Genomic DNA, 25,322 nt, shown 5'->3' on the forward strand with positions numbered 1-25,322 from the left:
ACCCCGTACTCTTTTTCAATAACAGGCTGGTAGCGGTCATACTGGATATGGCAGTTCGGGCACATATGGATCATTAACTCCACTCCATTTCTCTGAAGGCTGTCAAGTTTGGTTTTGGTAACCTGGAGAGAGGTGCTTTTGTTAAGGTGAAGCTGGGAAAAGCCCATTCCGCAGGTAAGAGTGCGGTCTTCGTACCAGCGGACAGGGGATGCCCCGCAGGCTTCAGCTATCGTGTCTATAAGCTGGGGGTTTTCCGGGCTTCCGACTACATCGAGGTACTTGACTTTATAATAGTGGCAGGCATGATGAGAGGCTGTTTTAACGCCTGAGAAATCGAATTGTTTCTTTTCCTTTATCTGGTCGACTTTACTCAGGAGGATCTCGACTGCATGATAGAAGTTGGTTCGGGAGTCCATATCGCCCTTTTCATAGACAAGGTCGTCGAAGCCCTTTTCTCTGAAGATGGAGTTGACTTTTTCCCGGACCTCAGTATTGGTGTTAAGGAGTTCACATGCGTCCTTGTTAATGGCATAACAGGTTGAACAGAGGCAGGTTATGTTGGGATACCCGCTCCTTCTGGCGATTGCAAAGTTCCGGGCTGCAATAGCTGCTGTTGTGAGGCCTTCAAAGATATCGGTGTAGTGCCCTATCCCCGTGCAGCAGGACTGCTCATCGTTTATACCGTAATCTACCCCGAGCCGGTCAAACACGTAACTTGTAGCCGTTTCTATCCCAGGATATTCCTGCCCGACCATGCAGCTCTTAAACAGTAAGAGCTTGCTGTCCGGTATACTCTCTATCGCTTTCAAAGCCAAACTCTCCGCTCTTTTTTTCGTTTTCAACACGGTCTGTCGTCAGGAATCCGTGAATTCTTTTTTCCTGTATCCTTGCTTTAATCCATTTTTCCCTTTCAAAATAGCCAGTGCTCTCAAGAATAGCCTGAACTTCTCCATTGGTGTTCCTGACATCCCTGGCGCTAAGCCCCAGTTCGGAACGGATGGGCTCCAGATTCCTTTTCATTCCAATCCAGCGCTCTCCAAGGTCTCTTTCCATGTTCTTGACACCAGCGCCCGGGACCTTGCTGGCTCCGTTTTCGGCAAGGTACTCTCCGATCTCAAGGAAATAGGCAAGCTTTTCAACCCCGATTCCTTCGTTGATAGCGATCTGTCTGAGCACCTGCACGATTGTTACAGGGCTGTTGTTCCTGGGACAGCGCACATTACAGGAATAGCAGTAGAAGCAGGACCAGATCATTTCAGATTCAAGTACACTACGATCATTTTCGAGCACTTTTTTTACGATCTGCCGCGGGCTGTAGTCCGTAAACCGGGCTGCAGGACAGGAAGCGGTGCAGGCCCCGCACTGGATACAGCGGTCCAGTCCCATGGATTCAGGGGTTCGGATACTTTTTTTTGCGGTCTCTGCAAGAGTTTTACACTCCGGGGTATCGAATTCATTTACATATGGCATCATCTGATCACCTCTTCTTCCCGGGCAAGGCGGGTAAAAGTTCCTGCAAGCCCTTTTGTGTTCGGGACATAGGTTTTTTTGAAATAGATCCGGTTTCCTGAATCTCCAAGTTCTTCTTTGAGTTTTTCAACGTGCCTGGTAGTAAGAGGGTATATTATCTCGGCTCTCGGGCTGTCAGGTGGGTCTTCCACAAAAAGGACAGAGGATGCCCCATGTTTTAAGGCATGCAGCACCAGTTCTCTGTCCACTACCAGGCATGTAGGGACCTTGATTAATTTAACATTTGAAGGGTATGTGAGCACACTGTTACCTATATTATCGCAGGTAAGGGAAGCAATCCCGGAATTTACAAAGCCAAGCACATCTCCTTCTTCGAGCACACCCTCCATCTCGGCTTTTAACTGGGATTTCGTAAAGCCTGCGATCTGAACGGCTCCATCCTTGCAGAGTTCGGTACAGTATCCGCAGCCCGTGCAGATGAGAGGGTCAAGAACAACCCTTCCGCCCTCATTCAGGGAGAGGGCCTCGAATGGGCATTTAAGGCATTCTCCACAGCGCGTGCAGAGCAACTGGTTGACGGATGCAATTTCGTTATCCAGCATTTTCGGGCTGTCCGTAATGAAAGTCCTTGCCCTTATGGCTGCAAGTCCGGACTGGGCAATGGTATCTGTAACATCTTTAGGGCTCTGGGCAGTGCCGCAAACAAAGATTCCGTCAAGGGAACTGTCTACTGGTTTTAGCTTGGAGTGCCTTTCCTTAATAAAGCCGCTTTCATCCTGGCTCAGATTCAGCACACTGGCAATTTTCCTGGTCCCCGGAGAAGGTATCATGGCCGCGGAAAGTACAACAAGATCAGCAGGAAGTTCTCTCATTTTCTGGTTAAGGGTATCTTCGACCCTTACAACAAGGCTCTTGTCCGGCTTTTCAACAACTTCGGCAGGCCTTCCCCGAACAAATTTGACTCCGGTATCCTGAACTGCACGGTAATAGTTTTCATAAAAACCAAAAGCCCTCATATCAATATAGCAAATCGTGATTTCTATTTCAGGATATTTTTTCTTAATCAGGCTTGCGTGTTTCAGAGCTGCCATACAGCAGTATCTTGAGCAGTAACGATTTCCGCCCTCTTTTTCGTCTCTTGAGCCCACGCACTGGATCATGACAATTCTTTTTGGCGTTTCGGCATCAGAGGATGGGGCAGAGGAACTTTCGCACCTTGAAGTACAGCTTGCAGGAGTTGAAACAGCAGAAGCTTTACTGAAATCGGAGATCCTCAGAAGTTCCCCTTTTGTAGGGCCATTGATGCCGAGGACTCGGGCAAGTTCCATCTGGGTCAGCACATTTTCAAAAATTCCGTATCCGTACTGGGGTTTCTGGGAGACGTCATACTCCTCAAAACCGGTAGCAACAACAACTGCACCTACGTTAAGTTCAACAATTTCTTCCTTCTGGGAAAAATCAATTGCTCCGGTTTTACAGGCATCTGCACATTTTCCGCAGGTTTCCCCCTTTAACTGGAGGCAATAATCGGGATCAATACAGTAGATCTTGGGGACTGACTGGGAGAAGCGAAGAGAAATTGCCTTTTTGTCCATATAACCGCAGTTGAACTCGTCTTCAACCGGGGTAGGACAGACACGGCTGCACCTTCCGCACGCTGTGCAGCTGTCTTTCACATATCTTGGTTTCTTCTTTAACCTGACAGTAAAGTTTCCTGCACTTCCGCTCAGGCTTTCAACTTCGGTCCAGGTCAAAAGTGTAATTTTCGGGTGGGCTGCAACCTCATTCATCAGAGGGCTGAGTGAGCACATTGCACACTCTTCCGCAAGCTTATCAGGGGAAAAGATCTTCCCTATTTTCGCCATCTGCCCGCCTATGCTTGAATTTTTCTCCACAAGGAAAGTGGAAATCCCATTATCTGCAAGGTTCAGCGCAGCTGTGATTCCTGCTATCCCCCCACCTATAACAAGGGCCTGCTGAGCAATATCCACTTTTATTTCTTCCAGGGGCTCTATGTGTTCCAGGCGTTTTAGCTTGGCCCGCAGGAGGGAAATAGCTTTTTCAGTAGCTCCTGTTTTGTCAGGATGCACCCAGGCGCACTGTTCCCTTAGATTTGCAATTTCAAGCCCTGCTCTATTCAATCCGGTTTCCTGTATGCACTTTCTAAAGAGAGTGCCATGCTTGGAAGGAGTGCACGAACCTATTACTACCCTGTTCAGATTCCCTTCCAGAATTTTATTTTTAATCAGGGACTGCCCCTGGCTTGAGCACAGGTACTCATAATCAAAAACCGAGATCCCTTCTGCCTTAAGGGTTTTTTTTACGGCATCTACATCAACGTGTTCGGAAATGTTCCCGCTGCAGTGGCAGATAAATACAGCAGCTTTGTCCAGCCCATCAGTCGTCCCAGCAGTCATTATACTAAATCTTTCAGGGATTTGTATTTAAAGATTGCCGAAAAAATAGGATACGTGGCCCAATGAGGACAATTGAACGATAGAAGTTGCAAAATCAGGATATATATTTGAAAAAAAGGAGATTTGAGCGTTTATCTGCTTCAGTTGTACCCTGGTGAGGGTCCTCAGATTGGAGAAGATATACTATCAAAGGTTTTAATCCTATATATACCTGAATGAAGAACTGCAAAAGATCATGTTGCCCAGCTTATTCCTGACTCTGTAGCTCCATAGATTTCGCAAATAAAAGTTGCTATGGCTCACCTTGCAGCAAGGTGTGGGGTATTCGACTGAAATATATTTAGTGCCTCTTATTGTCAGAAAGTTTTTATATGCATATAATTATATATAGGGAGATCATTATTATATAAATTAACTGAGATGCCAGATTTGGTGGGCACTTCCTCAGATTTTAACTTTTAATAAATACAGATATATTAAGTGAAAAAATAAAAAATTCAAAAATAGCCATTTGGAATTAACCATTTAAAAGTGACAATTTGAAATAATTAAGTGAGATGATTCATTAAGTTAATTCATTAAGTTAATTCATTAAGTTAATTCATTAAGTTAATTCATTAAGTTAATTCATTAAGTTAATTCATTAAGTTAATTCATTAAAGCTAATTCATTAAAGCTAATTCATTAAAGTTAATTCATTAAAGTTGTTCGTTTGAAAATAATATATTTCCATGATCTGATGATACTGGATAAAACATGATACTGAGACCAATGTAAGGTGCTCTACGGTATAAACGGCAGATGATAGTTGTGGCAGATAATGGGCTAATATCAGAAGACAATAATATTAAAATGGGAGAGATTGAGTACGAAATGGTCGAGCTTTTGAGGAGGCTTAATATAAACAGACCTGTCGCCTTAACTCTTGCATGCCTCTCAAAAGGAGAAGAGATCTCTTCCCAGTGTATAGAAATGGTATCAGGTCTTAGACAGCCAGAAGTCAGCATTGCGATGCGCTACCTTCGTGAAAATGACTGGGTAGACATGAGGGAAGAAAAGAAGAACCAGGGCAAGGGCAGGCCGGTAAAGCTATACAAACTGACAGTTCATATGGAAAAAATTATTGACACAATAGAAGAAAACATCATTGCTGAGAGTAATACCATACGCCAGAACATAGAACGTCTCAAGAACCTTTCCTGAAGAATTGGCGAAAAAAAATTGAGATTAACGCGGTTTTTCTCTTACAATCTCAAATGTAAAAGGTTCATTCTTAAATTAAAAACCTGAATATATAATCCGGGAATAACTCTCCACAACCTGAGCAGTTAAATTAAAGATTTCTTATTCTCTTTTTGCTTTTCTCTTTTTTATTCCAGCTCAGGTTTGAGGTCCCAAAAGTAATTCCATCAATTATTCAATGTTTTTGGCACCCATTGTTTATATAACTCATTTATTTTTATTCGAAAAATTTAACGCTACTTTTGCTTGAATCAGCTGCCACAATAAATTGTTAAAAATATTATATTTATTGCATTTCTATTCAGGAAGTGACTATAAAATTACCCCCATGAAATAGCGAAGAGCCACAATTATTTAAAGAAGAGGCAAGTCAGGGCACTTCATACCGTTTATTAAGAAGAATGCCCCAAAAAAGTTAACCGCAGCAAAATAAGCAAAACGAGATCATGAGCCTGATTGAGGGGAATGTTAACCAGAGTAACATTTTGAAATATAAATATAGATTAACATATATTAAAATTAAAACATAAGTAAATATTTATATTAATTCACTCTATAATGCTTCTTCGGGTGATTAAATGGTAGATGAAAGTGGTTTAGCTATAGAAACTACTGACATAACGAATGAGATTCCCTTATCCATGGGATCAAGCGAATATGAAATGATAGAATTATTTAGAAAGATCAATATCAGCAGGCCAATTGCTCTTACCCTTGCCTGCCTTGCAAAAGGAAGGGAAATCTCTTCCCAGAGCATCGAAATGGTATCTGGTCTTAGACAGCCGGAAGTCAGTGTTGCAATGCGGTACCTCCGCGAAAACGACTGGATTAACATCCGGGAAGAAAAGAAATCAAAAGGTAAAGGCAGACCGATCAAGCTGTACAGGCTAACGGTTCCAATGGACCGCATTGTTAGCAAGATCGAAGACGAAATCATAGCCGAAAGCAGACTTGTGCTGAGGAATATTGAACGCCTGAAGCACATTGCCTGAAATTTATGATAGGGAACAGAATGACCTGAAGTCAGGGGCAGGATTTCATACCGCAAATTGCCTGGACTTCTACTATCCAGAAGCCGTTCTGTCTTAAAGGGGATTACCCCCACCCTAACTTTTTTTCTTACCAACAACTTTTCTATTACAATTATTCTTACTAACCCCTAGTTGCGCCACCCGAATTGCGCCCCGGGATCTCAGGAAATCGCAGATTTTCTTGGAGTTGCACTGCAAGTGCAACAGTACGCAGTCCGTTTCAGCAGAGTTGCGACTCTGCAGTAAGCTGCCCTTTTCGCTGCGCTCAAGAGGGCTAATCTATGGGTTTTAGCAGTGAGCTCCGCTCGCTCAAGCAGACTAATTTAGAGTTTATCACAGTGATCTTCTATCAAGGGAACTAAATTACAAATATGGGCCAGAGCTTTTCCTTTTTCCGCGCATTCCGTATTTCATACCTTCCTTATTTCATACCTTGTTGGAAATGAGTGAGAGAATTGTGGAAATTGATTATAAATATTATAAATAATACACGAAAGAGGATTCTATTTTTGGATATTCCAGAAGATTGAAAAAAAGGTAATCAGGTTGGTAAAGCTCACATAAAATTGAAAAAATGGAATTAGAATAGAGTTATTGATTGAAAGAAGATGTAGGGAAAACAAACAAAAGATAAACAAAAGATAAACAAAAGATAAACAAAAGATAAACAAAAGATAAACAAAAGATAAACAAAAGATAAACAAAAAAGAGTAGAACATCAAAAAGTTAAGAGAAAGTATGGTGGGCCCGCTGCGATTCGAACGCAGGACCTCACGGTTATCAGCCGTGCGCTCCACCAAGCTAAGCTACGGGCCCTCAATGAAGGAATTCAGTTTAGAAAACCTGAAAGTTCTCTGAGAAGAAAGTTCTCTGAGAAGATATTGTTGGATTGTGGTGGGCCCGCTGCGATTCGAACGCAGGACCTCACGGTTATCAGCCGTGCGCTCCACCAGGCTAAGCTACGGGCCCAGATGTCAGGTTTATTCTATAATTATCAGAGTTGAAAGGCTTTTTTAGGGAAAGCATCCCAATCCGACAACACTTCTAATACTCGAATTACTACTTATACCTTTTGCTCGGATAGTAGGAATTTCCCAGATCCTAAATTTTATTTACAGGAAGCAGAGCATGTATGCCGACAGTTATATATACGATACTGAGTGTATGTGGGAGTGCTGACAAAGCAAAACACAACATGGGCCGGTAGATCAGGGGTAGATCGCTACCTTGGCATGGTAGAGGCCTCGGGTTCAATTCCCGACCGGTCCATTCTCTTTTTTAATTAAATGGGTAATTAAGCAGAAACCTTTATAATTTTTAATCCCACGATCTCTCTTAAGATTTAAGAGCTTGATTCCTGGATATGAGGATTTTATGACAAAACCGATTTACTGGCTTATTTGAGGATCAACCTTTCCTCGCAAAAAAGATAAAAAATGAAACGCCATGAAGCGTTCCATTTTCATGTTTTCATTTTGGGACCTGTCTATAAATGATCGCACATATCAGGCCTAAAAAGAGCAGCCCTATTATGCCATAGACCGAAGGGATGCCAGAGAATTTTGTGCTCTCACTCTGTTCTGAATCCGTGTCCAACCCTGTACTTTCATTACCTTCTCCTTGCAGAGACCGGGTTTCAAGCGAAGTCCCTTTTTCGGTTACTTTTTCAGGAGTACCTTGTGCCTCACCTGTTATCGCAAAAGAGGCAAATCCCGGGGTTTCAGCTGTGAAATACAGGTATTTTTTATCTTCACCTGACAGTCTGGCTGGCAGCTGCGTCCAGACTTTTTCATCATACCTGTTCAGGGTGATCGAGTCCTGTTCTATTAGCCTATCCTGAATCCAGGCCTTTTCAACTTTGAAGCTCAGGGTGGGGTTTTCGATGTTTTTTGAGGTTGCATATCCGGCATTTCCTACCCAGACATTGAAGGACTTGTAGACCTCACCTGCAGGCATCTTCGAGACAAGGGCTGACTTTTTCTTTAACTGCTCAACAATGGTTGTGGTCTTGCCTACGTTCTTGATCGCATCGAAGCCCACAGACACAACACAGGTGGCGTTCTTCGTGAACTCGAACTTTACAGCCTTACCGTTTGTAATGAAGACCTGGGCAAGTTCCTTGACCTCTACATTCTTTGCAGGCTCAGGAGATCCTCCGCCTCCGCCTCCGCCTCCACCACCGCTGCTGCTTCCGCCACTGCTTTTCTTATCTACAGCTATCAGAGTAGTTTTTGTATCAGTGCCTTTTGCATTGATCGCAATCAGCTTAACGGTATACGTTCCTGTGGCAGGATACACATAAACAAAGCTTGCCGCATTTGAGTCCTCGACTCCGTCATTGTTAACGTCCCAACTTCTCGATGTTGCGTTTTGTGAAAGATCAGTAAAGAGAACGACGAGGGGGGCATAGCCGCTGGTGACATTTGTGCTGAAGTCTGCTGTCGGAAGTATTTCAATTTCTTTTTTCAGCACAGTTATAACAGCAGTTTTTGAATCCGTGCCGTTCTGGTTGCTTACTTTCAGATTAACGGTATAAGTTCCTGCCAGGGAATAAGAATGAGTTGGATTCCTCTCAGTTGAAGTAACTCCGTCTCCAAAGTCCCAGGTCCTTGATGTTGCATCTTGTGAAAGGTCGGTAAAGAGGACAGAAAGAGGGGCATTCCCGCTGGTTGTATTTGCCTTGAAATTTGCTACAGGAAGAATATCAACTTCTTTTTCCAGCACAGTTATAACAGCAGTTTTTGAGACTGTATCATTTGTGTTTACTGCAGTCAGCTTAACAGTATACTTCCCTGGAACTTCATACACATGAACTTCGCTTTTAGCTGTAGAATCAATATTTCCATCATTATCAAAGTCCCAGCTTCTCGATATCGCATTTTGTGAAAGGTCAGTAAAAAGAACAGAAAGAGGAGCAGGGCCCTGGGTGATATTTGCCTTGAAATCTGCGACAGGGGGTACAGGTACAGGCTCCGTCCTGGGGGTTACCAGAGGCAGATAATCAATATTCTGCTCGTTTAGAGAGTAAGGTTTCTCCGCAAACCCGTCACCGTTCGCATCCAAATGAGTCTGGGAGAATCCATCTTCTGCAGGAGATCCCCAGAAGTTACCTCCGATATAAGGACCGTCTATTATGTTCAGGCCAGGCGTCTTTGGGACGCTGAACGACCCTCCGGGGTTTCCGTCCTCAATCATCAGGTTAACGTCATTCAAAAAATAGTTATTATATACCGACGCAGAGTCCCTGATGATATAAAGACCGATACCACAATTTTTGAAAATGTTACCAGTTACAATATGACCACCCGCGCCGTATGTGAGTGTGATACCGACATCACATTCTCTGAAAGTGTTTCCTATTATTTTGTTGTCAATACTGTCATATGTAGATACACCAGTCGGGCTGCCCGTAAAGAGGTTATTCATTATGGTTTGGTTCCCGTACATGTAACTGGTGCCCATACTGACACCGCAGCCGTTGAACCGGTTGTTTCGAATTGTGCAGGAAACCCCACCCTCGGAGAAGTCAACGCCTTTTGTGATTGTGAGCCCCTCTATTCTGGAGTGGCTGAGAAGAGCAAAACCACCGACAGAAGGGTATCCAGCTCCAGCTGCTCCTTTGATAGTCACTGATTTATTTACGAATATGGTTTCATCAGGGTACGTTCCAGGGCTAACCAGAATGACATCTCCATCAACCGCATCGTTCAGGGCAGCCTGGATTGTAGTATAATTACCAGGCCCGTCGTCATCAACATAAAACGTAGTCGCAGCTGCGCACCCGGCAATAACCTGAAGTGTGAGAGCCACTGTAAATAAAATCGATAATACTCTTTTTATTTGCCACACAAGAAAAACCCCTACAAACTATTTTAGAATCTCAATATCAATAGTTACCTCAAATCCCCATTTTTGACTGTACAGGATACACTGGTATGGCTGAGGCGTTGTCTTAAAAGGACATAAAAACGTCTTAAGTCACACTTATTGAGTTTTAAAATGAATTTATTTTACGAAATTGGCAATGTTATATCAAATTAACTAAATTGTCCTAATTTTTAATGAGGGCGCGTCATTTTTTAGGCAGATTGTTAATAGGAAGGGAAGATTGTTTTAGAATATTCACATACAGTTATTGAGATTGTCTTTTGAGTTGCGTACGTCCCGGTTTTCTGTGTACAGGGAAGATTAAAAATAAAGATGCGTAGGGGCGTTCAAAAACGAATATTAAGCGGCTATGACGCATGGCCCATGTGTGACTGAACACAGCATAGAACATTAGAAGAGAAATAAATACTCATTGATTTATATAATCTCCAATATATAATAGATAGCGGAGATTAACCTTTTTACCTGACTGAGTCACAGTGCACAGAAGAATCGGGAAACTTCATACTTCAGGTAAGAGGTTTGTTTTTGATACCTGTACATTTTATTGGGGTAGCCGACAGCATCAAATTTTCTACGTAAAGCAACTCTGGAGGTAAGTATATGGAACAAACAGCTGCAGAATACCGCACTGTGGAATATGAAGTAATGCAGGTCCCCTGGTGGCTGGTTGTACTGGAAGGAATCTTTGCCGTAATCATAGGCTTATTTCTGTTGTTTTCACCTGTAGTAACCACCATAACCTTAGTCCAGATACTCGGAATCTTCTGGTTTCTGGGCGGAGTTATTTCAATCGTTTCACTGCTGATGGACAGAGAGAACATGGGATGGAAATTGCTCTCCGGTGTTATGGGCATTCTTATCGGGATTGTGGTATTTGTATACCCGTACAGTCCCTTTGTAATTCTGGCACTTCTTGTAATCATAATAGGAATCTGGAGTATTATATACGGCGTAATCAGACTTGTCTGGGCGCTCAAAGGAGGCGGACTGGGAATGGCGATCCTCGGGCTCCTGACAATTGCCCTCGGGATACTCCTGCTGGTTAACCCCCTGGCAGGTGCCGTTGTCCTGCCCTGGATATATGGAATTTCCCTTGTAATAGGCGGGATTGCAGCACTGATTGGCGGGTTTAGAATGAAGTCCGGGAAAACCGTCTCAGACTCAGGTTAAGGTTTTCAGAAAACTTGAAGGTCGATAAGCATTCCCACTCATATATGCAGTGACAGATACAGTGACAGATGCAGTGACAGATACAGTGTCGGGTCCGTAGCCAGTCCATTAGCGTTGGCAGACCCATAAGTACTCCACATTTTTAAATATTTGAAACATCTAAAGAATTTACATGCGAAAAGCTACAGTAGCAATAACAGGACTGGTTCTTCTTTCTTTTATCCTATCAATCTATTTTTACCCGCAGGTACCTGAACAGATGGCAACTCACTGGAACTCACAGGGAGAAGTAGACGGCTATATGTCGAAACTCTGGGGGCTCTTTTTCATGCCGTTAGTGATAACGGGTCTTGTAATTATGTTCCTGGTAATTCCGAGAATTGACCCGCTGAAAGAAAATATAGCAAAATTCAGGAAATATTATGACGGGTTTATAGCGATAATGGTTTTGTTTATGGTCGGTGTCCATCTCCAGATACTGCTCTGGAACACAGGAATTCAGATCAGCCCCAATGCCGTAATTCCTGTAGGGATAGGGCTTCTGTTTTATTATATAGGGATACTTACGGAAAATGCAGAGCAGAACTGGTTCATCGGAATCAGGACACCCTGGACTCTCAGCAGCGAGAGGGTGTGGAAAAGAACTAACCGGCTTGGAGGGAAACTATTCAAGATAGCAGGAATAGCAGCAATCTTCGGGGCTTTTTTTCCGGAACTTGCAATATACTTCATCCTTGTGCCCGTAATTTTTGTAGCCGGGATTACTGTTGTTTACTCATATATTGACTATCAAAAGGAACTTAAAGAAAATGAAAGAAAATGAAAGAAGATTAAAGAAGTAGGTGAAAAAAGCTAAAAGGACTGGAAAAAGGAATGAAAGAAAATGAACAGGGCTAAAAGAAAGAACTAACAGAAATCGAAATTTGAAATCAAAACTTAAAAAATAAGGTTTAAAGCTTCCTGTGTTTCATATTTCCGGGAATCATTTTAACCGGTTTCTGACACCTTATTTATCATTATGTTTATCTAACATGCTCTCATTTTGTCATATTGATTATTATGACTGAAGAGATAAGTAAAAATTTAAACAAACCAGTCGAAAACGGAGATAGTATTTCCGTTGATTATGTGGGAAAACTGGAAGATGGCACAGTTTTCGATACATCGGAAAAGGAAGCTGCCGCTGAGGCAGGGATATACAACGAAATGAGAGACTACAATCCTCTGACATTCACCGTGGGAGCGGGGCAGATGATTAAAGGCTTTGACGAGGGCGTGGTCGGAATGAAAGTGGGAGAAGAAAAAACCATTACAATTCCTCCCGAGGAAGCGTACGGAGAATATATGAAAGAGTACGCAAGGGAACTGCCACGTAATGCTGTAGATTTTACTCCGGAAGTAGGGATGCAGCTGGCTACGGAAACCGGACTCCGGGGCACTATCACAGAGGTAAGCGAGGAAAACTTCATTGTGGACTTCAACCATGAGCTCGCAGGCAAGACCCTGATATTCAAAATAAAAGTCGTTTCGATGGAGGCATAAAAAATGAGGGCGGGGAGGGGGACAATTTTTTTCCTGTCCATGCTGCTTCTGGGGAGCATAATCCTTGGAAGCGGATGCACGGATAAAGGGGACGGGACAGGGGAAGGCAGAGCTGTAAAGGCCGGCGATAACGTCCAGGTAGACTATGTGGGAAAACTCGAAGACGGCACCGTTTTTGACACTTCAATAAAAGAGGTAGCACAGGAAGCAGGCACATATAATCAGGGAAGAAATTACAGCCCCCTCGCCTTTACAGTTGGTGCAGGTCAGATGATTCCGGGTTTTGACGAAGGCGTAATCGGGATGAAAAAAGGAGAAGAAAAAACCATTACAATTCCCCCTGAAAAAGCTTACGGAAAATATGATGAAGCAAAAATTCAGGCCGTCCCCCTTGAGGACCTGAACCTGTCAGTGAAACCTGAAATAGGACAGACATTCAGCAGTATGTACGGGGAACAGTTCCGAGTCATTGATGTAAATGAAACGCATGTTACTTTTGACTCTAACCACGAACTCGCAGGCAAGACTCTTATTTTCGATATAAAGCTTATTTCAATAGAATGAAGCTTACGTCAGTTAAACCGGTTTAAAACCGGCTTATATTTCTTTAAAAAAGATGCACCCCTCTGGTAACCAGGAAAAAAATCAGGATTACCGAAAAAGCTGTAAAGAAAAAAAATTAGCAGGAGAAGGAACAATGGAGAACTCTCGTACTGTGAAAAAGGGAGATTATCTCCTTATTGATTATACTGGAAAACTTGAGAACGGAACAGTATTCGATACCACCTTAAAAGAAAAAGCTCTTGAAACTGGAATATATGATGAAGAAAAAAAATACAGTCCTTTCTTTTTCAGGGCAGACGCCGGTCAGGTGATAAAAGGTATCGATGCAGGGGTTCTTGGAATGCGAGAAGGAGAAGAAAAAATCCTTAAAATCGCACCCGGAGAAGCCTACGGAGAATATAAAAACTATCTCGTTCAGAAAGTTCCTCTTTCAAGGCTTGAACTAAAGGAACCTCCGGAAGCAGGAAAAAAAATAATAACGCCTGGAGGAAGTGAAGTTAAAGTGCTCGATTCCACTGAAACTTACGCAACCCTTGACTTCAACCAGGAGCTCGCAGGCAAAACCCTGATCCTTGAAATAAAACTTGTCACCATTGTAAACGGATCTTGAAATATAGGCCGATTATGGAAATGTCAGCTGGTCCTTGAAATCAAAGTTGTACTGGCGCACCCCGCAACAAGCTAGCGGGGTATTCGACTGGAATAAATTCATCTTCACGATAATTCACTAGAAGTTAATTTAAGAATCCACAACCTGGAAAGTGGTGGAAGATGGAAAAGGAAGAGAAAGTAGTGGTAGTGCTGCTCATTATGGCATTGTTCTCTCTTTCGACAGCGTACCTGCTCTTCGGGCAGGAACTTGCAGGAGCTGGACAACAGTCGGAAGGAAAAGCCCTGAAGTACACCCACGAATCCGAAGTTGGGGAAAAAGTGTCTCTTGATGCTGAGGTTTTAAGTAAACGATTTACTTATACCGGAGATCACCTGCTTTTAGAAGTAAACTTTGACTCCGAAGTCCTTAGCGTATTTATCCCGAAGACAGCAGGGGCCGAAGCCCTGGACGGATTAATCAATGAAGGAGACTTCATAAGCATAACAGGCATTATTTCTGAGTATAAGGGGAAGAAAGAGATAAGGGTAGAACGAAAAGAGGATATTGCTCTGAAATAATCGTCATCAATAAGCTTTGAAACAGGAAGAACAGATCGTTAACAATATATCTATAGAGTAACATTTGAGAAAATATGAAAGCATGTATCATGTGCGGAGGCACAGGGACAAGGCTCAGGCCACTGACCTTCAAACACCCGAAACCTAGCATACCGATTCTCAATAAACCATCAGTCCTGCACCTGATAGAGCACCTTTCGAGGGAAGGGTTCAATGAAATAGTCATGACCCTGGGATATATGGGAGAACGCATAGAGGAACAGCTCGGAGACGGGCACATGTTCGGAGTACACATCGATTATGTGTATGAGAAAGAGAAGATGGGGACAGCAGGCGGGGTAAAAAATGCTGAAAAGTACCTGAAAAATGAGCCTTTCATCGTGCTTGGGGGAGACCACGTCCTTAACCTCGACCTGAGGGAGATGTACCGCTTCCATGAAACAAACGATGCTCTGGTAACTATAGGACTCCTTTCCATTGATGACCCGAGGGAATTCGGGATTGCTGATATGGATATAAACAACCGGATCCACCGCTTCCTGGAAAAACCCAAATCCGGCCAGATATTCAGCAATCTTGCAAGTACAGGCATTTACATCTGTGACCCTGAAATTTTTGACTGGATCCCTGAAAATAAAAAGTATGATTTTGCAAAAGACCTTTTCCCTGCCCTGCTTGCGGCAGATAAGAGAATTAACGGCATGCTTGTCCGGGGAAAATGGACTGATGTAGGGAGTTCGGCAGCCTACAGGCAGGCCCAGCGCTGGATGCTGGATGCCCTTCCAGGGACCACAATAGAAGGAAACTTCACAACAAGAAACGCAAGAATACGAGGCCCCTTATCCATAGGAAACAATGTCTCGATCGGTTCGAATTCTTCACTCGTTGGGCCCATTGTTATAGGAGAAAACACTGTAATTGGCGATAATGTCCTTATCGGACCTTACAGCGTGATAGGTGCAAACTGCACTATCGATAATAATGCAAAGATTCTTTCTTCGTACCTTTTTGATAATGTATGCATAGGTAAAAACTCCAACATCTCCGGAGCTGTAGTTGCAGATGAAACTGCTGTAGGAGATGAGTGCAGCCTGGAGAATGGGACAGTAATCGGGCATAAAGTAATAATAGGGAACAATTCGACCATACATTCGGGAGTAAAGATCTGGCCTGAAGTTGTGATCGAAAAGAATTCCAGCATAAAGGAAATTGTCATCAATTCGGACTATGATACTACATATGAAGGCTCCTGAAATACAGGATTTAAAGAAAGGTTAAAACCAATCAAAAATTAAGAGTATATATAAGAGAATCTAAAATCAAAAGAGGACACCCAAAATTAAGAGTGAGTATAATCGAGAGTCTGCATTGAGAATCGAAATCGAAACCCATATTCCAGGTTAAACGCATAATTCCAGGTCAAAAGGTATGTTCCGGATTTATCTGGACTCTAATTAAAAGTATTCATAGCCTGAGAATACGGGTTTCTTGCAAATTCAAATTGAGTTTTCAATATTGATCCGAATTTTTGCTTTTGTAATCTTTCACAGGCTCTCTGCCGGATTTTTGTCCGATTATTATCTTTCGATACTCCCTTTTTAATTGGTTGGTATTTATTCAGAAATGTCCGTATATGAAGTCTCAATCCTTCTTTTAACTCGCCGCTCAAGGCTTGAGCCCGCCTGCGTACAGTAGTAGATAAAAACAAAAGTATTAGACGGGCTGGAAACCTTATGCCAAATCTCAACCGTGTACCTGGGGACAACCATCATTTCTGATACAGATAATTTCTTTCTGATACACAGATAATTTTCATTTTCTTATTTTTTAGTACAGATTTCTTAAGAAACAGGAACTTTTAAGAAATACAATCGCTTAGTAGACATAAATCTGTTAAGAATAAGTAAGGATCTTATAAGAACGGTGCAGACCTTTTAAAATTGGATTCCAGATTAAAGAAAACAGTTCACTCTGACATATCGAACTTCTCTTGTGCCGTTCATTATATATTGGAGAAAGAAGTTTCCTTAAATAAGATAATACCTATACTAAAGAATAAAATTAAGAGATTTCAATGACCAGGTATAAAAAATGGCTTATTGGGTCGCTGGTTATCAGCGCTGTATCAATTGCCCTGGTTACATGCTTGACTTTTAACTCGGAGACTATTGAAGCCCTGAAAAGGATCAAGCTGGAGTACATTCTGGCAGCTGCCCTCCTTCATATTAGCTCATACTTTATCTGGGGGCTGCGGACCCGGGCTCTCTGCAAAGCCCTGGGATACAGGATAAGTGTCCTGAAAGTGACAGAGATAGTTATCTCAGGTACTTTTGTGGCTGGAATTACTCCTTCTTCTGCAGGCGGAGAGTTCCTGAGAGTCCACGGCCTGACCAGGAACAAAATTCCTCTCGGCAAGGCTACTGCAATCGTTGTAGGGGAACGCCTGCTTGATGCCATTTTCATATTTTCCTGTCTGCCTTTTGCCTTTTACGTTCTTGGGGACATTCTTTCAAATTATGAATTTGATGCAGCTTTCTTAACAGTAAATTTCCTTGTCTTTGTACTTCTCGTCTTTTTTGTTTACGGCGTCTGGAAACCCGAAAAAGTAAAATACGTAACTCACAGGCTAACAGGCAGGCTTGCTCCTTTTTTTGGAAAAAAGACCGATGCTGCAGTTTCACACTTAATGGAACAGATTGACAGGGAAATAGACCATTTTCATGACAGTGTCAGGGTCTTTTTTTCAGAAGGAAAAAGAGGGCTGCTCTGGGGAATTGCCTACACTGTTATTTTCTGGACCGTAGAATTTTCACTGCTCGTCCTGATCCTGATGGGCCTTTCACGGACACCTTCAATTATCACCGTCTTTGCAGCTCAGGTGCTCCTAGCTGTTATAATGGTAATACCCGCAACTCCCGGAGCAAGCGGAGTTGCTGAATTAGGAGCAGCGTCCATCTTCTCTATTTTTGTAGATTCATCCATTCTGGGAATTACCGTACTTGCCTGGAGAACCCTGACATACCATATGAACCTTTTAATAGGAGGACTAATGAGTCTGAAAATAATTAAAGACATGAATATGATTAAAAAACTAATCGGAGACTCTCCCGAACCCCCACATAGCGCCTGAAAAAGTATTTTGAACCGGAAAATCACCGTACAGCAGAGGAAAGCCGGGGAAAATACCAGAAGGAAGCTGGGGAAAATACCAGAGGAAAGCCGGGGAAAATACCAGAGGAAAGCCGGGGGAAATGTCAGAGGAAATGTTAGAGAAAAGCCAGAGAAATACTGGAGAGATAAATCCTCAAATCCGGTTTTCAAAACTCTTTTTTGAAAGATATTTAATTTCAAGAAATCCGACTGCAAAGAAATCCGGGTTTCTCCAAGCCCACCGACCAGTATAGATTTATATTTTATTCTCACAAAACTTTATGCCATGCCCTCCAGAGAAATCATCTTTGAAGTCCTGAGAAAAAGTGTACATATGGTCTCAGTCCTGATAGTGCTCATCTACGAATTTTTCGGGAAAGAGACAATTCTCTGGGTGCTCATGCTTTTCCTGATAATTGTCCTTTTCCTGGAATACCTCCGGCTCGAACAGGGCATGAAAATTCCCATTTTCCATACGATGTACAGGGAGCATGAAGCCGATAGCTGCGGAGGGCACATCTTCTTCGCCCTGGGTGCAATTGCGGCAATCTCCCTCTTCAGCAAGGAAATCGCTTATGCTGCAGTCCTCATGACCACCTTCGGAGACCTGGCTGCAGCCCTTATAGGAAAATTCTACGGAAAAAAAAGAATTTTCAAAAAAATCTTTAAAAACGATAAATCTCTTGAAGGTTCAACTTCCGAATTCATAATTGATCTGTTGATCGGACTCGTCATAGTTGGAGATCCCTTAGTGTCCCTCGTCATGGCTTTTTTTGCAACCCTTACGGAAACCGCAGTAAACCAGATAGACGATAACCTTGTGATACCTGTTTTTTCCGGCTTCTTCGGGCAGATGACCCTGCTTCTACTGATGTATTTATGATAAGCCTCTTAACCGAAAAGAAAGGGCAGCATACCCTCTGGACGCAATTCGGGAAGGAAAAACCATGATACTATAAATTAGTCCGCTTGAGCGAGCGGAGCGAGTGAAACGGACCGCGTGCTCCCGAAGCGCAATTCGGGTGCTGAAGCGCAATTCGGGTGCCGAAGCGAAACCCGGGCAGAGCAACTTGGGGAGCGGGCAGGGAGAAGTCAAGCTGCTGCTTCTTCGGCTCCTGTTTCAGTTTCACCCTGGGCTTGTTTAAGCCTTCTCATCTCCCTTATGCGCCTGACCAGGATTTCTCCAAGGTAAAGGACAAGGGCTGCAAGAAGCACATACACTTTAAGGCTCACGGGATCGTTTGACTCCCTTTCGGAGTTCTGCCTGGCATCCTTCAGGAGAAGGGCTCTTGCTTCCTTTTCAGTATAAATCTTCCCTCCGGTTGCAAGGATAAGAGGCTCGATATCTTTATTGAGCCCGACTTCAAGGTACTCACGCGGGTAGTTTACCGCAAGCGGATAGCCTGAAATGTCGTGAATCCCGACATTTACCGGGTTTATGCTTGCCTCGTAGGTATTCCTGCCTGTAAGAGCAAGATCAAGCGAAGCTCCGTCCAGTTTAAGCTGTGGGACTCCTTCGTCGTACATTATCAGGGTGAGGTCGGAAGGGGTGCCCAGCCAGGTATCCGGAGCTTCAACAACAGCTCCTTCTTCGGCCTGCGGGTTCCCGATTGCCCAATTGGTAGTGCCTGAAATAAGTCTGCTGTTTGACCCGTTGTAAAGAGCAGAAGACCAGCGAGTAGCTTTGCTTCCCCCATTATCCGTGGTAAAGGCTGCAACACGCCCGAGCCCGAAGCGCCATGTGGTGAGCACAGGCTGCCCCGTAACCGTAATGACAAGGCGTTCAGCCCCTGCTTTTGGCGTAACCTGATTATATCCTGTGATACTGGCGTTAGTGAGGTTCACACCCTTCGTAATGAAATGATCCGGAGAGTACTCAAGAAGCAGATAGGAATCAAGCTCCTCGCTTTTAGTTTCGTCCTCAGGAGTCATGTCGAGATCTTCAAACCCTATATTTGCCCTCTCACCCATTTCGATATGTTTATAGTTATTTTCAAGCCCCAGGTTCTGCATTAGCTTCTCAGCATAGAAGTTTCTGGTCTTGTCAGTCTGAGAGGGAGCAGTAGAGCGGATATGGATAAAGTAAAGGTTTACACCCATATCCTTCAGCTCTCGTGCAGTCTGAAGGCTCTGGTCATACGAGTCCTCAATCCCTCCGTCAGAGATTATAATAGCATCAAGCTCGCCGTCCTCGCCTTCAAGCATATCTTTTGTGACATCAAGCCCCTGATCCAAAGAGGTCTCAGTCTGATCACTGGGGGTCAGCTGCGAGATTTTATCTTCCAGAAGGGCAAGGTTCTGCGGAAGCCCCATGAACACAAACCCACCGGAAACATCGTATCCCACGCTCCCGAATGCTATAACGCCAACATTTGCATCTTTCAGGTTTTCATTCCTGAGGATATAGATGGCATTTGACAGGATATCTCCCTGAGTACCGTGGGCAGCTGTACTTGGAGAAACATCGAGAATCAGGACCAGGTTTCTCCCTCCTTTAAACTCGGAAGGTTTTGATAATACAGGCAGGACTTCCTCGAGGGAAGAATTAAGGTATTTTCCGTAATTATAAGCCTTATCTCCTCCGACAACAATAAGCCCGCCCCCGTTGCTGACATAATTTTTGATTTCCTTTATCTCAGCCTCGGAAAAAGTGTCTATGAACTGGTTGTCAAGCACAAGGACCTTACTGTCTGTAATATTCCCTGCTCCGGGATAACCGTTTACAACCGAAACTTCGTAAAGGTTGCTCAGGACACTGGCGAGAGGAGAGCCGGTCTCACCGGTAATAAGCGTGAGTTTTGGTTTGGGAATTACATAAAGGGACTTGTAGAACTCGTTGTTAACCTCGTTTAAATCCCCTCCGGACACATCACTGATCTTTACCCTTATATTATGGGCACCGAGAGTGGTAAAAGCCTGATTAATCGGAATCGTATTATTCCGGGCATTCTGTGTAAACGTCCTGCTCTGGATAAGCGCTTCGTCCACAAAAATTTCAAGGAAATAACTGACACTCTGTTCCGAAGCCTGGCGGACAACTATCTCAAACTCATTCTGATTGTTGACAACAACTGTTTTGTCCCCGAGCACCTCGACGCTGAGGTCATTTGTCTCAAGCTCGGGCTGGACAAGATAGACTGGAGTGTCTGCGTCCTTTGCAAATTTCAGAGCGTCTGAAAGGTCCTTTCCTGCGTTATTGTTTCCATCGGTGACAAGAACAATCTGGTTGCCAAGCCCGGAGTACTGGGTCACAGCATCCCCTAGAGAGGTCTTATCCCCTGTTAGCTGCACCAGGGTGGTAGGGGTATTTGCCGTAAGGGCTTCATACAGGCCGGTACCTGTTTCTTCAGGGAAAATCCCCATACTTGCTGTCTGGTCCTGAACAAACACAAGTGAAGGGTCTTCTTCACTGATAGTCTGGGTAACCGTTGTATAGGGTGCAGCCAGGGCCAGGACAAGGAGAAGGGCAACAAGCATTCTCCATTCCACAAGTTTTGTTTTTGTCTTCCGCAGGAGATAGAAACCCGCAACAATCACGGGAATTATAAGTAAGAGCATCTCGGGGCTCTCAAGGGCTACGTTCACAGTTCACCCCTCCCGCGGACGATCAGGATTTCAAGCAGCATAAGCAGGAACAGGACTCCTATAAGATAATTGGTAATATCGTTCTTTGCAGTATAGGTGTCAGCCCGGACGAGCCTGGTCTCATCTTTTGCAACTGCCCGACTGATAAGTTCCGAGGCGTCTACTGTAGTATTTGATTCCCGGTCATCATAGAGGTTGACTGCAATCTTCTTGTCCGAAATCTCGTATATCCCCACCTCGTCAAAGAGCAAACGGTTTGCTGTCAGGGTCTTTGAAGGCGTGCGGATTTCCCCGGTCTTTGAAAGGGAGGTCACGGTGCCGGTTTCAAGGTTGTATTCTGAAATTTCCCCTGTGCCGCCAAGCCACTCAACCAGCTTTATCCAGAACACAGGATACTCAGGCAGGTTATGGAAATTGTTCCAGGCTCCATCCCCGAGCTCGTCACTAAGCCCCATATAGAAGATAGTCCCTTTACCTACCTGCCAGTAGCTCAGCACAGGAATACCGTTCTCCGTGGCTACAAGCGTTGTAGAACCTGTCCTCTCAGTTGCATTCATGTATTTGCGGACCGAGATTTCTTCGGGGTTTATGTCCTGTGTAATGCTGCTCTTAAGGGTTTCTTCAACCTCAAGCCCGTTTTCTGCTTCCTCAACTCCGATAGGTTTCACAGGCAGGAGCTTAACAAGGCCAACCTCGGTTTTCTCAGGGGCAAGGGCTTCGCTTGCAATGAAAACCGCATTCCCTCCGTTCCGCACGTAATTTTCGATAATGTCCACCGAGCCGTTGGCAATCGGGGTTTCTTTCTGGGCAAGCACTACAAGGGAGTAATTATCAAGGGAAGAAGGCACGGATTTCTGGATTTTCAGGTCGCTATTTGGAAGTAGGGAAAGTGCGGTTTTTGAAGGCAGTTTCCCGTTATCTGTGACATAGAGGATCTGCTGCCCGGAGGTATCCGGAATGGAGATGTAAGCTTTGTTGTCAACAGACAGGTCATCTTTAACATTGAGGCTTATTGTGGTGAGTCCGGGCCCCAGGTTTGCAAGTGTAAACTGGTTTGTGCCGCCTGCAGGGACATCAAGAGTAAAAGACTTTGAAACATTTCCCGAAGTTCCTCTTCCGGCCTCTATTTTAACGGTTTCACTCTCGCCTTTGTAGTTTTTGACCACACCGGTGTAGCCGTATTCCCCATCCATGGCTTCAATCCAGCCATTAATGATTCCTATGTTGTCTGCAGGCTTTCCGACCTTTACGAAATTGACCTCAAGCCCGTAGGATTCGGCCAGGTTCTTGGAAGCTACGGGGTCATCTCCTCCCCAGTTTGTAAAGTCTGAGATAACAATGATCCGTCCCCCTTCTTTAGAGAGGAGACGCATACCTGTAGAAATGGCTGCAGACAGATCGGCAGTGCCGGCTCCGGGCTTGACCTTATTGAATATATCCCCGGCAGCCGAAGCGCTCCCGCCTTCAAGGGCGAGCAGGGGAATATTGGAAGCAAGGATTATGCTGTTTTTCTTGCTCACATAACCGTCGGCAATTCCAACCGCGTCTTCAAAACGAGACTCGACCTGCATGCTTGCCGAAGTATCAAGGATGATCACCGTATGCTCTCCGCTGAGGGGCTCATTTGAAGTGTAATAATAGCCCGCGGCCCCAATGGAAAGAAGGATCAGCATAAGGAGTTGAATCAGGAAAAGAGGGTCCTGCACGATTTTCGTGATTGAGGCATAAACCCTTTTTCGTTCCCTTTCAAGCTTGAGGATAAACATTAAGGAGGGAATCGAAAGCACCGCTGGTTTTGGGCGGAGCATGTAAATGATTATAAGTGGGATGACACTCAGGAGGGCAGCAAGAGCAAGGGGGGTTTGAAACGGCATTTTTTAGCGTCTCCTTCTCCTGATCGTATGGTAGAAAGCATCAAAGATAGGAGTGTCGGTTGTATAGGTGTGGAACTCGGCTCCGACCTTCATGCAGGTTTTTTTAATCCTTGCAGTGTGGTCGTCCAGCTTCCGGGTATAGCGTTCCTTGAACTTTTCACTGATATATGTCCTTATCTCTTCACCTGTTTCAAGGTCTACAAGCTTGCTGTTTCCCTGAAGAGGAAGTTCTTTTTCCGTGGGGTCAAGTACCTGTATAACGATAAGGTCGTGGTCGGAGAGCCTGTACAGAGCTGTTTCTATTGCCTCCGGGTCCTGCATGAAGTCCGAAATCAGGATTACAAGGGATCTGGACTTGATTTCCCGGCTGTATTTCAGAACGGCTTCACTAATGGAGGTCCCGCCCGAAAGTTCAAGTTCGCTAAGCCGGTCGATTGTCCGCATGAGGTTCTTCTTGCCCCTGCGGGGTTTATTGATATCAATTTCGTCCGTAAAAGTGGATATGGCAAACCTATCATTATATTTGGTTACCATGTAAGCAAAACCTGCAGCAAGCATGGCAGAATACTCGAACTTCGAGGTCCCCTTTTCAGGATAGTCCATGCTTTTGCTGGCGTCCAGAAGGATATGAGTAGTAAGGGTCTTTTCTTCCTCAAACTGCCGCACATAGAGCTTTTCAGTCCTCGCATAAGCCTTCCAGTCTATATCTTTCAAAGCGTCGCTTGAGTCATACTCCCTGAACCCGATAGTATCGATGCCGTGTCCGCTGCGGGTTGAGGGGCGGTTTCCGGCATAGACCGTCGATACTCTCTTCCGGACCGAAAAGGTAAAGCTGTCAAGCTGCCTGAAAAAATCCGTTTCGATTTTTTGTTTTGTGCGAGTCATTCTGGATCGTCAACCGAAAAGCCCGGTTCTGCCCGGACCTGGAAAACCCCTGGGGGTTTTAACTTTGTTTTACATTTTATGCAATTCGAGTCTCAGAACCTGCTCAATCACAGGTTCGTAAGAGTTCATTTATCTGATCGGCTTACTATTTCATTTAAGTTTCATTTAAGTTTCATTTAAGTTTCATTTAAGTTTCATTTAAGTTTCTTGAGAATTTCCTCAATGGCTTCATCAGGGGTCATCCCGCTTCTTTCGGCTTCGAAGGTAAGGATCAACCTGTGACGGAGAACCGGGTAAGCCATGTAATCAATATCCTCTTTGCTCACGAAGTTTCTGCCCTGTATCAGGGCTCTTGCCTTTGCTGCAAGGATCATGCCAATGGATGCGCGGGGAGAAGCCCCGTACTCGATGTGCTCTTTGTCTTTGCGGGTCATTGACACAATAGAAAGGACGCGCTGCTTGAGTTCTTCGGAGATAGGAACCTGCCGGGTAAGCTTCTGCAATTCGAGAAGTGTAGACTTGTCCAAGCCCCTGGTGATCTTAGGGGTTTCGGATTTCGTATAACGGTTTATGATCTCCATTTCCTCTTCAAAGGTGGGATAGTCTACAAGGATCTTTAAGAGAAAACGGTCTAATTGGGCTTCGGGAAGGGGATATGTGCCCTCCATTTCTATGGGGTTCTGGGTGGCAAGGATAAAGAAGGGACGGTCAAGAAGGAAGGTATCGTTTCCGACTGTTACCTGTTTTTCCTGCATGGCTTCGAGCAGAGCTGATTGAGTTTTAGGGGAAGCACGGTTAACCTCGTCTGCAAGCACGATGTTTGCAAAGACAGGGCCTGGTTCAAACCTGAATTCTTTTTTATTATCTTTCTCCTCAATCATATTGGTCCCTGTGATATCAGAAGGCATCAGGTCAGGGGTACACTGAATTCTGCTGAACTTCAGGTTCATTGCCTTTGCGATCGTAGAGATCATCAGGGTTTTTCCAAGTCCGGGATTGCTTTCCACAAGGGCATGCCCTTCACAGAGGATTGAGATTATAATCTGTTCCACTACCCTGTCCTGACCCACTATGACAGTCCCTATCTCTTCAAAGAAATTTTTAAAAATCCTGCCTGCGTTCTGGTAGGTCGCGGAGGCCTGCCCTGAATCGATATTATTCTCATTCATATCTGCTTCACCCTTTAAACTGCTGTTTTTCGCGGGTCCCGAGGCCCGCTCCTGCTGAACCTTATCCGTTCCTGCAACAGAATACCATTCAAAAACAGCCTGTTACTCCAAATACAGCCTGTCAGTCTCAGCCTGTTATTCAAAACACAGCCTGTTATTCAA

Annotated in this window: 19 protein-coding genes and 3 tRNA genes; 12 read left to right on the plus strand and 10 right to left on the minus strand. The window is 44.2% G+C overall.

Annotation, left to right across the window (positions count from 1 at the left end; all coding sequences use genetic code 11):
• The 3 genes from EO95_RS13720 to hdrA all read right to left on the minus strand — a co-directional run.
• On the minus strand, positions 1-809 hold an 809-nt coding region (locus tag EO95_RS13720), incomplete at its 3' end, for a CoB--CoM heterodisulfide reductase iron-sulfur subunit B family protein (RefSeq protein ID WP_048135574.1).
• Positions 763-1,473 carry a ferredoxin:CoB-CoM heterodisulfide reductase subunit HdrC gene (hdrC, locus tag EO95_RS13725; protein WP_048135517.1) on the minus strand — a complete coding sequence of 237 codons (711 nt, stop codon included), beginning with the start codon at positions 1,471-1,473 and terminating at the stop codon, positions 763-765. The genes hdrC and EO95_RS13720, both read right to left, overlap by 47 nt.
• On the minus strand, positions 1,470-3,887 hold the full coding sequence (gene hdrA / locus EO95_RS13730) for a ferredoxin:CoB-CoM heterodisulfide reductase subunit HdrA (protein ID WP_048135519.1): 2,418 nt from the start codon (positions 3,885-3,887) through the stop codon (positions 1,470-1,472). Before hdrA ends, hdrC begins: the two co-directional genes overlap by 4 nt.
• Before the next feature lie 801 nt (positions 3,888-4,688).
• On the opposite strand from hdrA, the gene EO95_RS13735 reads away from it, so the two are divergent.
• Both EO95_RS13735 and EO95_RS13740 read left to right on the plus strand, forming a co-directional pair.
• Complete coding sequence (locus EO95_RS13735) at positions 4,689-5,090, plus strand: transcriptional regulator (RefSeq protein ID WP_048135520.1); 402 nt, start codon at positions 4,689-4,691, stop codon at positions 5,088-5,090.
• A gap of 617 nt (positions 5,091-5,707) precedes the next feature.
• The gene (locus EO95_RS13740) at positions 5,708-6,121 is read left to right on the plus strand and encodes a transcriptional regulator (protein WP_082098654.1); all 414 of its coding nucleotides are present in this window, start codon (positions 5,708-5,710) and stop codon (positions 6,119-6,121) included.
• A 778-nt stretch (positions 6,122-6,899) separates the two neighbouring features.
• Here the strand turns inward: EO95_RS13740 and EO95_RS13745 are convergent.
• Together EO95_RS13745 and EO95_RS13750 are read right to left on the minus strand one after the other, a co-directional pair.
• Positions 6,900-6,976: transfer RNA gene (locus EO95_RS13745), tRNA-Ile, on the minus strand.
• Positions 6,977-7,052: 76 nt separating this feature from the next.
• Positions 7,053-7,129: transfer RNA gene (locus EO95_RS13750), tRNA-Ile, on the minus strand.
• Positions 7,130-7,357: 228 nt separating this feature from the next.
• Here EO95_RS13750 and EO95_RS13755 point away from each other — a divergent pair.
• A tRNA-Ala gene (locus EO95_RS13755) sits at positions 7,358-7,429 on the plus strand.
• A 201-nt stretch (positions 7,430-7,630) separates the two neighbouring features.
• On the opposite strand, the gene EO95_RS13760 is transcribed toward EO95_RS13755, so the two are convergent.
• A complete protein-coding gene (locus EO95_RS13760) occupies positions 7,631-10,009 on the minus strand; it encodes a PGF-pre-PGF domain-containing protein (RefSeq protein WP_052733594.1) in 2,379 nt (792 codons plus the stop codon).
• A gap of 642 nt (positions 10,010-10,651) precedes the next feature.
• Between EO95_RS13760 and EO95_RS13765 the strand changes: the two genes are divergently transcribed.
• The 9 genes from EO95_RS13765 (at position 10,652) to EO95_RS13815 (ending at position 18,530) form a co-directional block, all read left to right on the plus strand.
• Positions 10,652-11,221 carry an HdeD family acid-resistance protein gene (locus tag EO95_RS13765; protein ID WP_048135526.1) on the plus strand — a complete coding sequence of 190 codons (570 nt, stop codon included), beginning with the start codon at positions 10,652-10,654 and terminating at the stop codon, positions 11,219-11,221.
• A gap of 172 nt (positions 11,222-11,393) precedes the next feature.
• Complete coding sequence (locus tag EO95_RS13770) at positions 11,394-12,044, plus strand: SdpI family protein (protein WP_048135529.1); 651 nt, start codon at positions 11,394-11,396, stop codon at positions 12,042-12,044.
• Between the two features lie 236 nt (positions 12,045-12,280).
• A complete protein-coding gene (locus tag EO95_RS13775; RefSeq protein ID WP_048135531.1) occupies positions 12,281-12,763 on the plus strand; it encodes a peptidylprolyl isomerase in 483 nt (160 codons plus the stop codon).
• A 3-nt stretch (positions 12,764-12,766) separates the two neighbouring features.
• Positions 12,767-13,327, plus strand: coding sequence for a peptidylprolyl isomerase (locus EO95_RS13780; protein WP_048135532.1), 561 nt, complete (start codon positions 12,767-12,769; stop codon positions 13,325-13,327).
• Between the two features lie 133 nt (positions 13,328-13,460).
• Positions 13,461-13,937, plus strand: coding sequence for a peptidylprolyl isomerase (locus tag EO95_RS13785; RefSeq protein WP_048135576.1), 477 nt, complete (start codon positions 13,461-13,463; stop codon positions 13,935-13,937).
• A 161-nt stretch (positions 13,938-14,098) separates the two neighbouring features.
• Positions 14,099-14,497 carry a tRNA synthetase gene (locus tag EO95_RS13790; RefSeq protein WP_048135534.1) on the plus strand — a complete coding sequence of 133 codons (399 nt, stop codon included), beginning with the start codon at positions 14,099-14,101 and terminating at the stop codon, positions 14,495-14,497.
• A 74-nt stretch (positions 14,498-14,571) separates the two neighbouring features.
• Positions 14,572-15,750, plus strand: coding sequence for a sugar phosphate nucleotidyltransferase (locus tag EO95_RS13795; protein ID WP_048135535.1), 1,179 nt, complete (start codon positions 14,572-14,574; stop codon positions 15,748-15,750).
• 821 nt (positions 15,751-16,571) lie between these two features.
• Complete coding sequence (locus tag EO95_RS13805) at positions 16,572-17,627, plus strand: flippase-like domain-containing protein (RefSeq protein WP_048135538.1); 1,056 nt, start codon at positions 16,572-16,574, stop codon at positions 17,625-17,627.
• 306 nt (positions 17,628-17,933) lie between these two features.
• Positions 17,934-18,530, plus strand: a complete 597-nt coding sequence (locus EO95_RS13815) for a diacylglycerol/polyprenol kinase family protein (RefSeq protein ID WP_048135542.1) — start codon at positions 17,934-17,936, stop codon at positions 18,528-18,530.
• A gap of 209 nt (positions 18,531-18,739) precedes the next feature.
• Here EO95_RS13815 and EO95_RS13820 read toward each other — a convergent pair whose 3' ends face one another.
• The 4 genes from EO95_RS13820 to EO95_RS13835 all read right to left on the minus strand — a co-directional run bounded on the left by EO95_RS13820 (position 18,740) and on the right by EO95_RS13835 (position 25,160).
• Positions 18,740-21,232 (minus strand): vWA domain-containing protein, encoded by a 2,493-nt coding sequence (locus EO95_RS13820; protein WP_048135544.1) that lies wholly within the window; start codon positions 21,230-21,232, stop codon positions 18,740-18,742.
• Positions 21,229-23,106, minus strand: a complete 1,878-nt coding sequence (locus EO95_RS13825; protein ID WP_048135546.1) for a VWA domain-containing protein — start codon at positions 23,104-23,106, stop codon at positions 21,229-21,231. The genes EO95_RS13820 and EO95_RS13825 overlap by 4 nt, the downstream gene beginning before the upstream one ends.
• A gap of 3 nt (positions 23,107-23,109) precedes the next feature.
• Entirely contained in the window at positions 23,110-23,991 is an 882-nt protein-coding gene (locus tag EO95_RS13830) for a DUF58 domain-containing protein (RefSeq protein WP_048135548.1), read from the minus strand.
• Between the two features lie 194 nt (positions 23,992-24,185).
• Complete coding sequence (locus tag EO95_RS13835) at positions 24,186-25,160, minus strand: MoxR family ATPase (protein ID WP_048135549.1); 975 nt, start codon at positions 25,158-25,160, stop codon at positions 24,186-24,188.
• Positions 25,161-25,322: the final 162 nt, after the last annotated feature.

Source organism: Methanosarcina sp. 1.H.T.1A.1 (assembly GCF_000979295.1).
Classification (GTDB): Archaea; Halobacteriota; Methanosarcinia; order Methanosarcinales; family Methanosarcinaceae; genus Methanosarcina.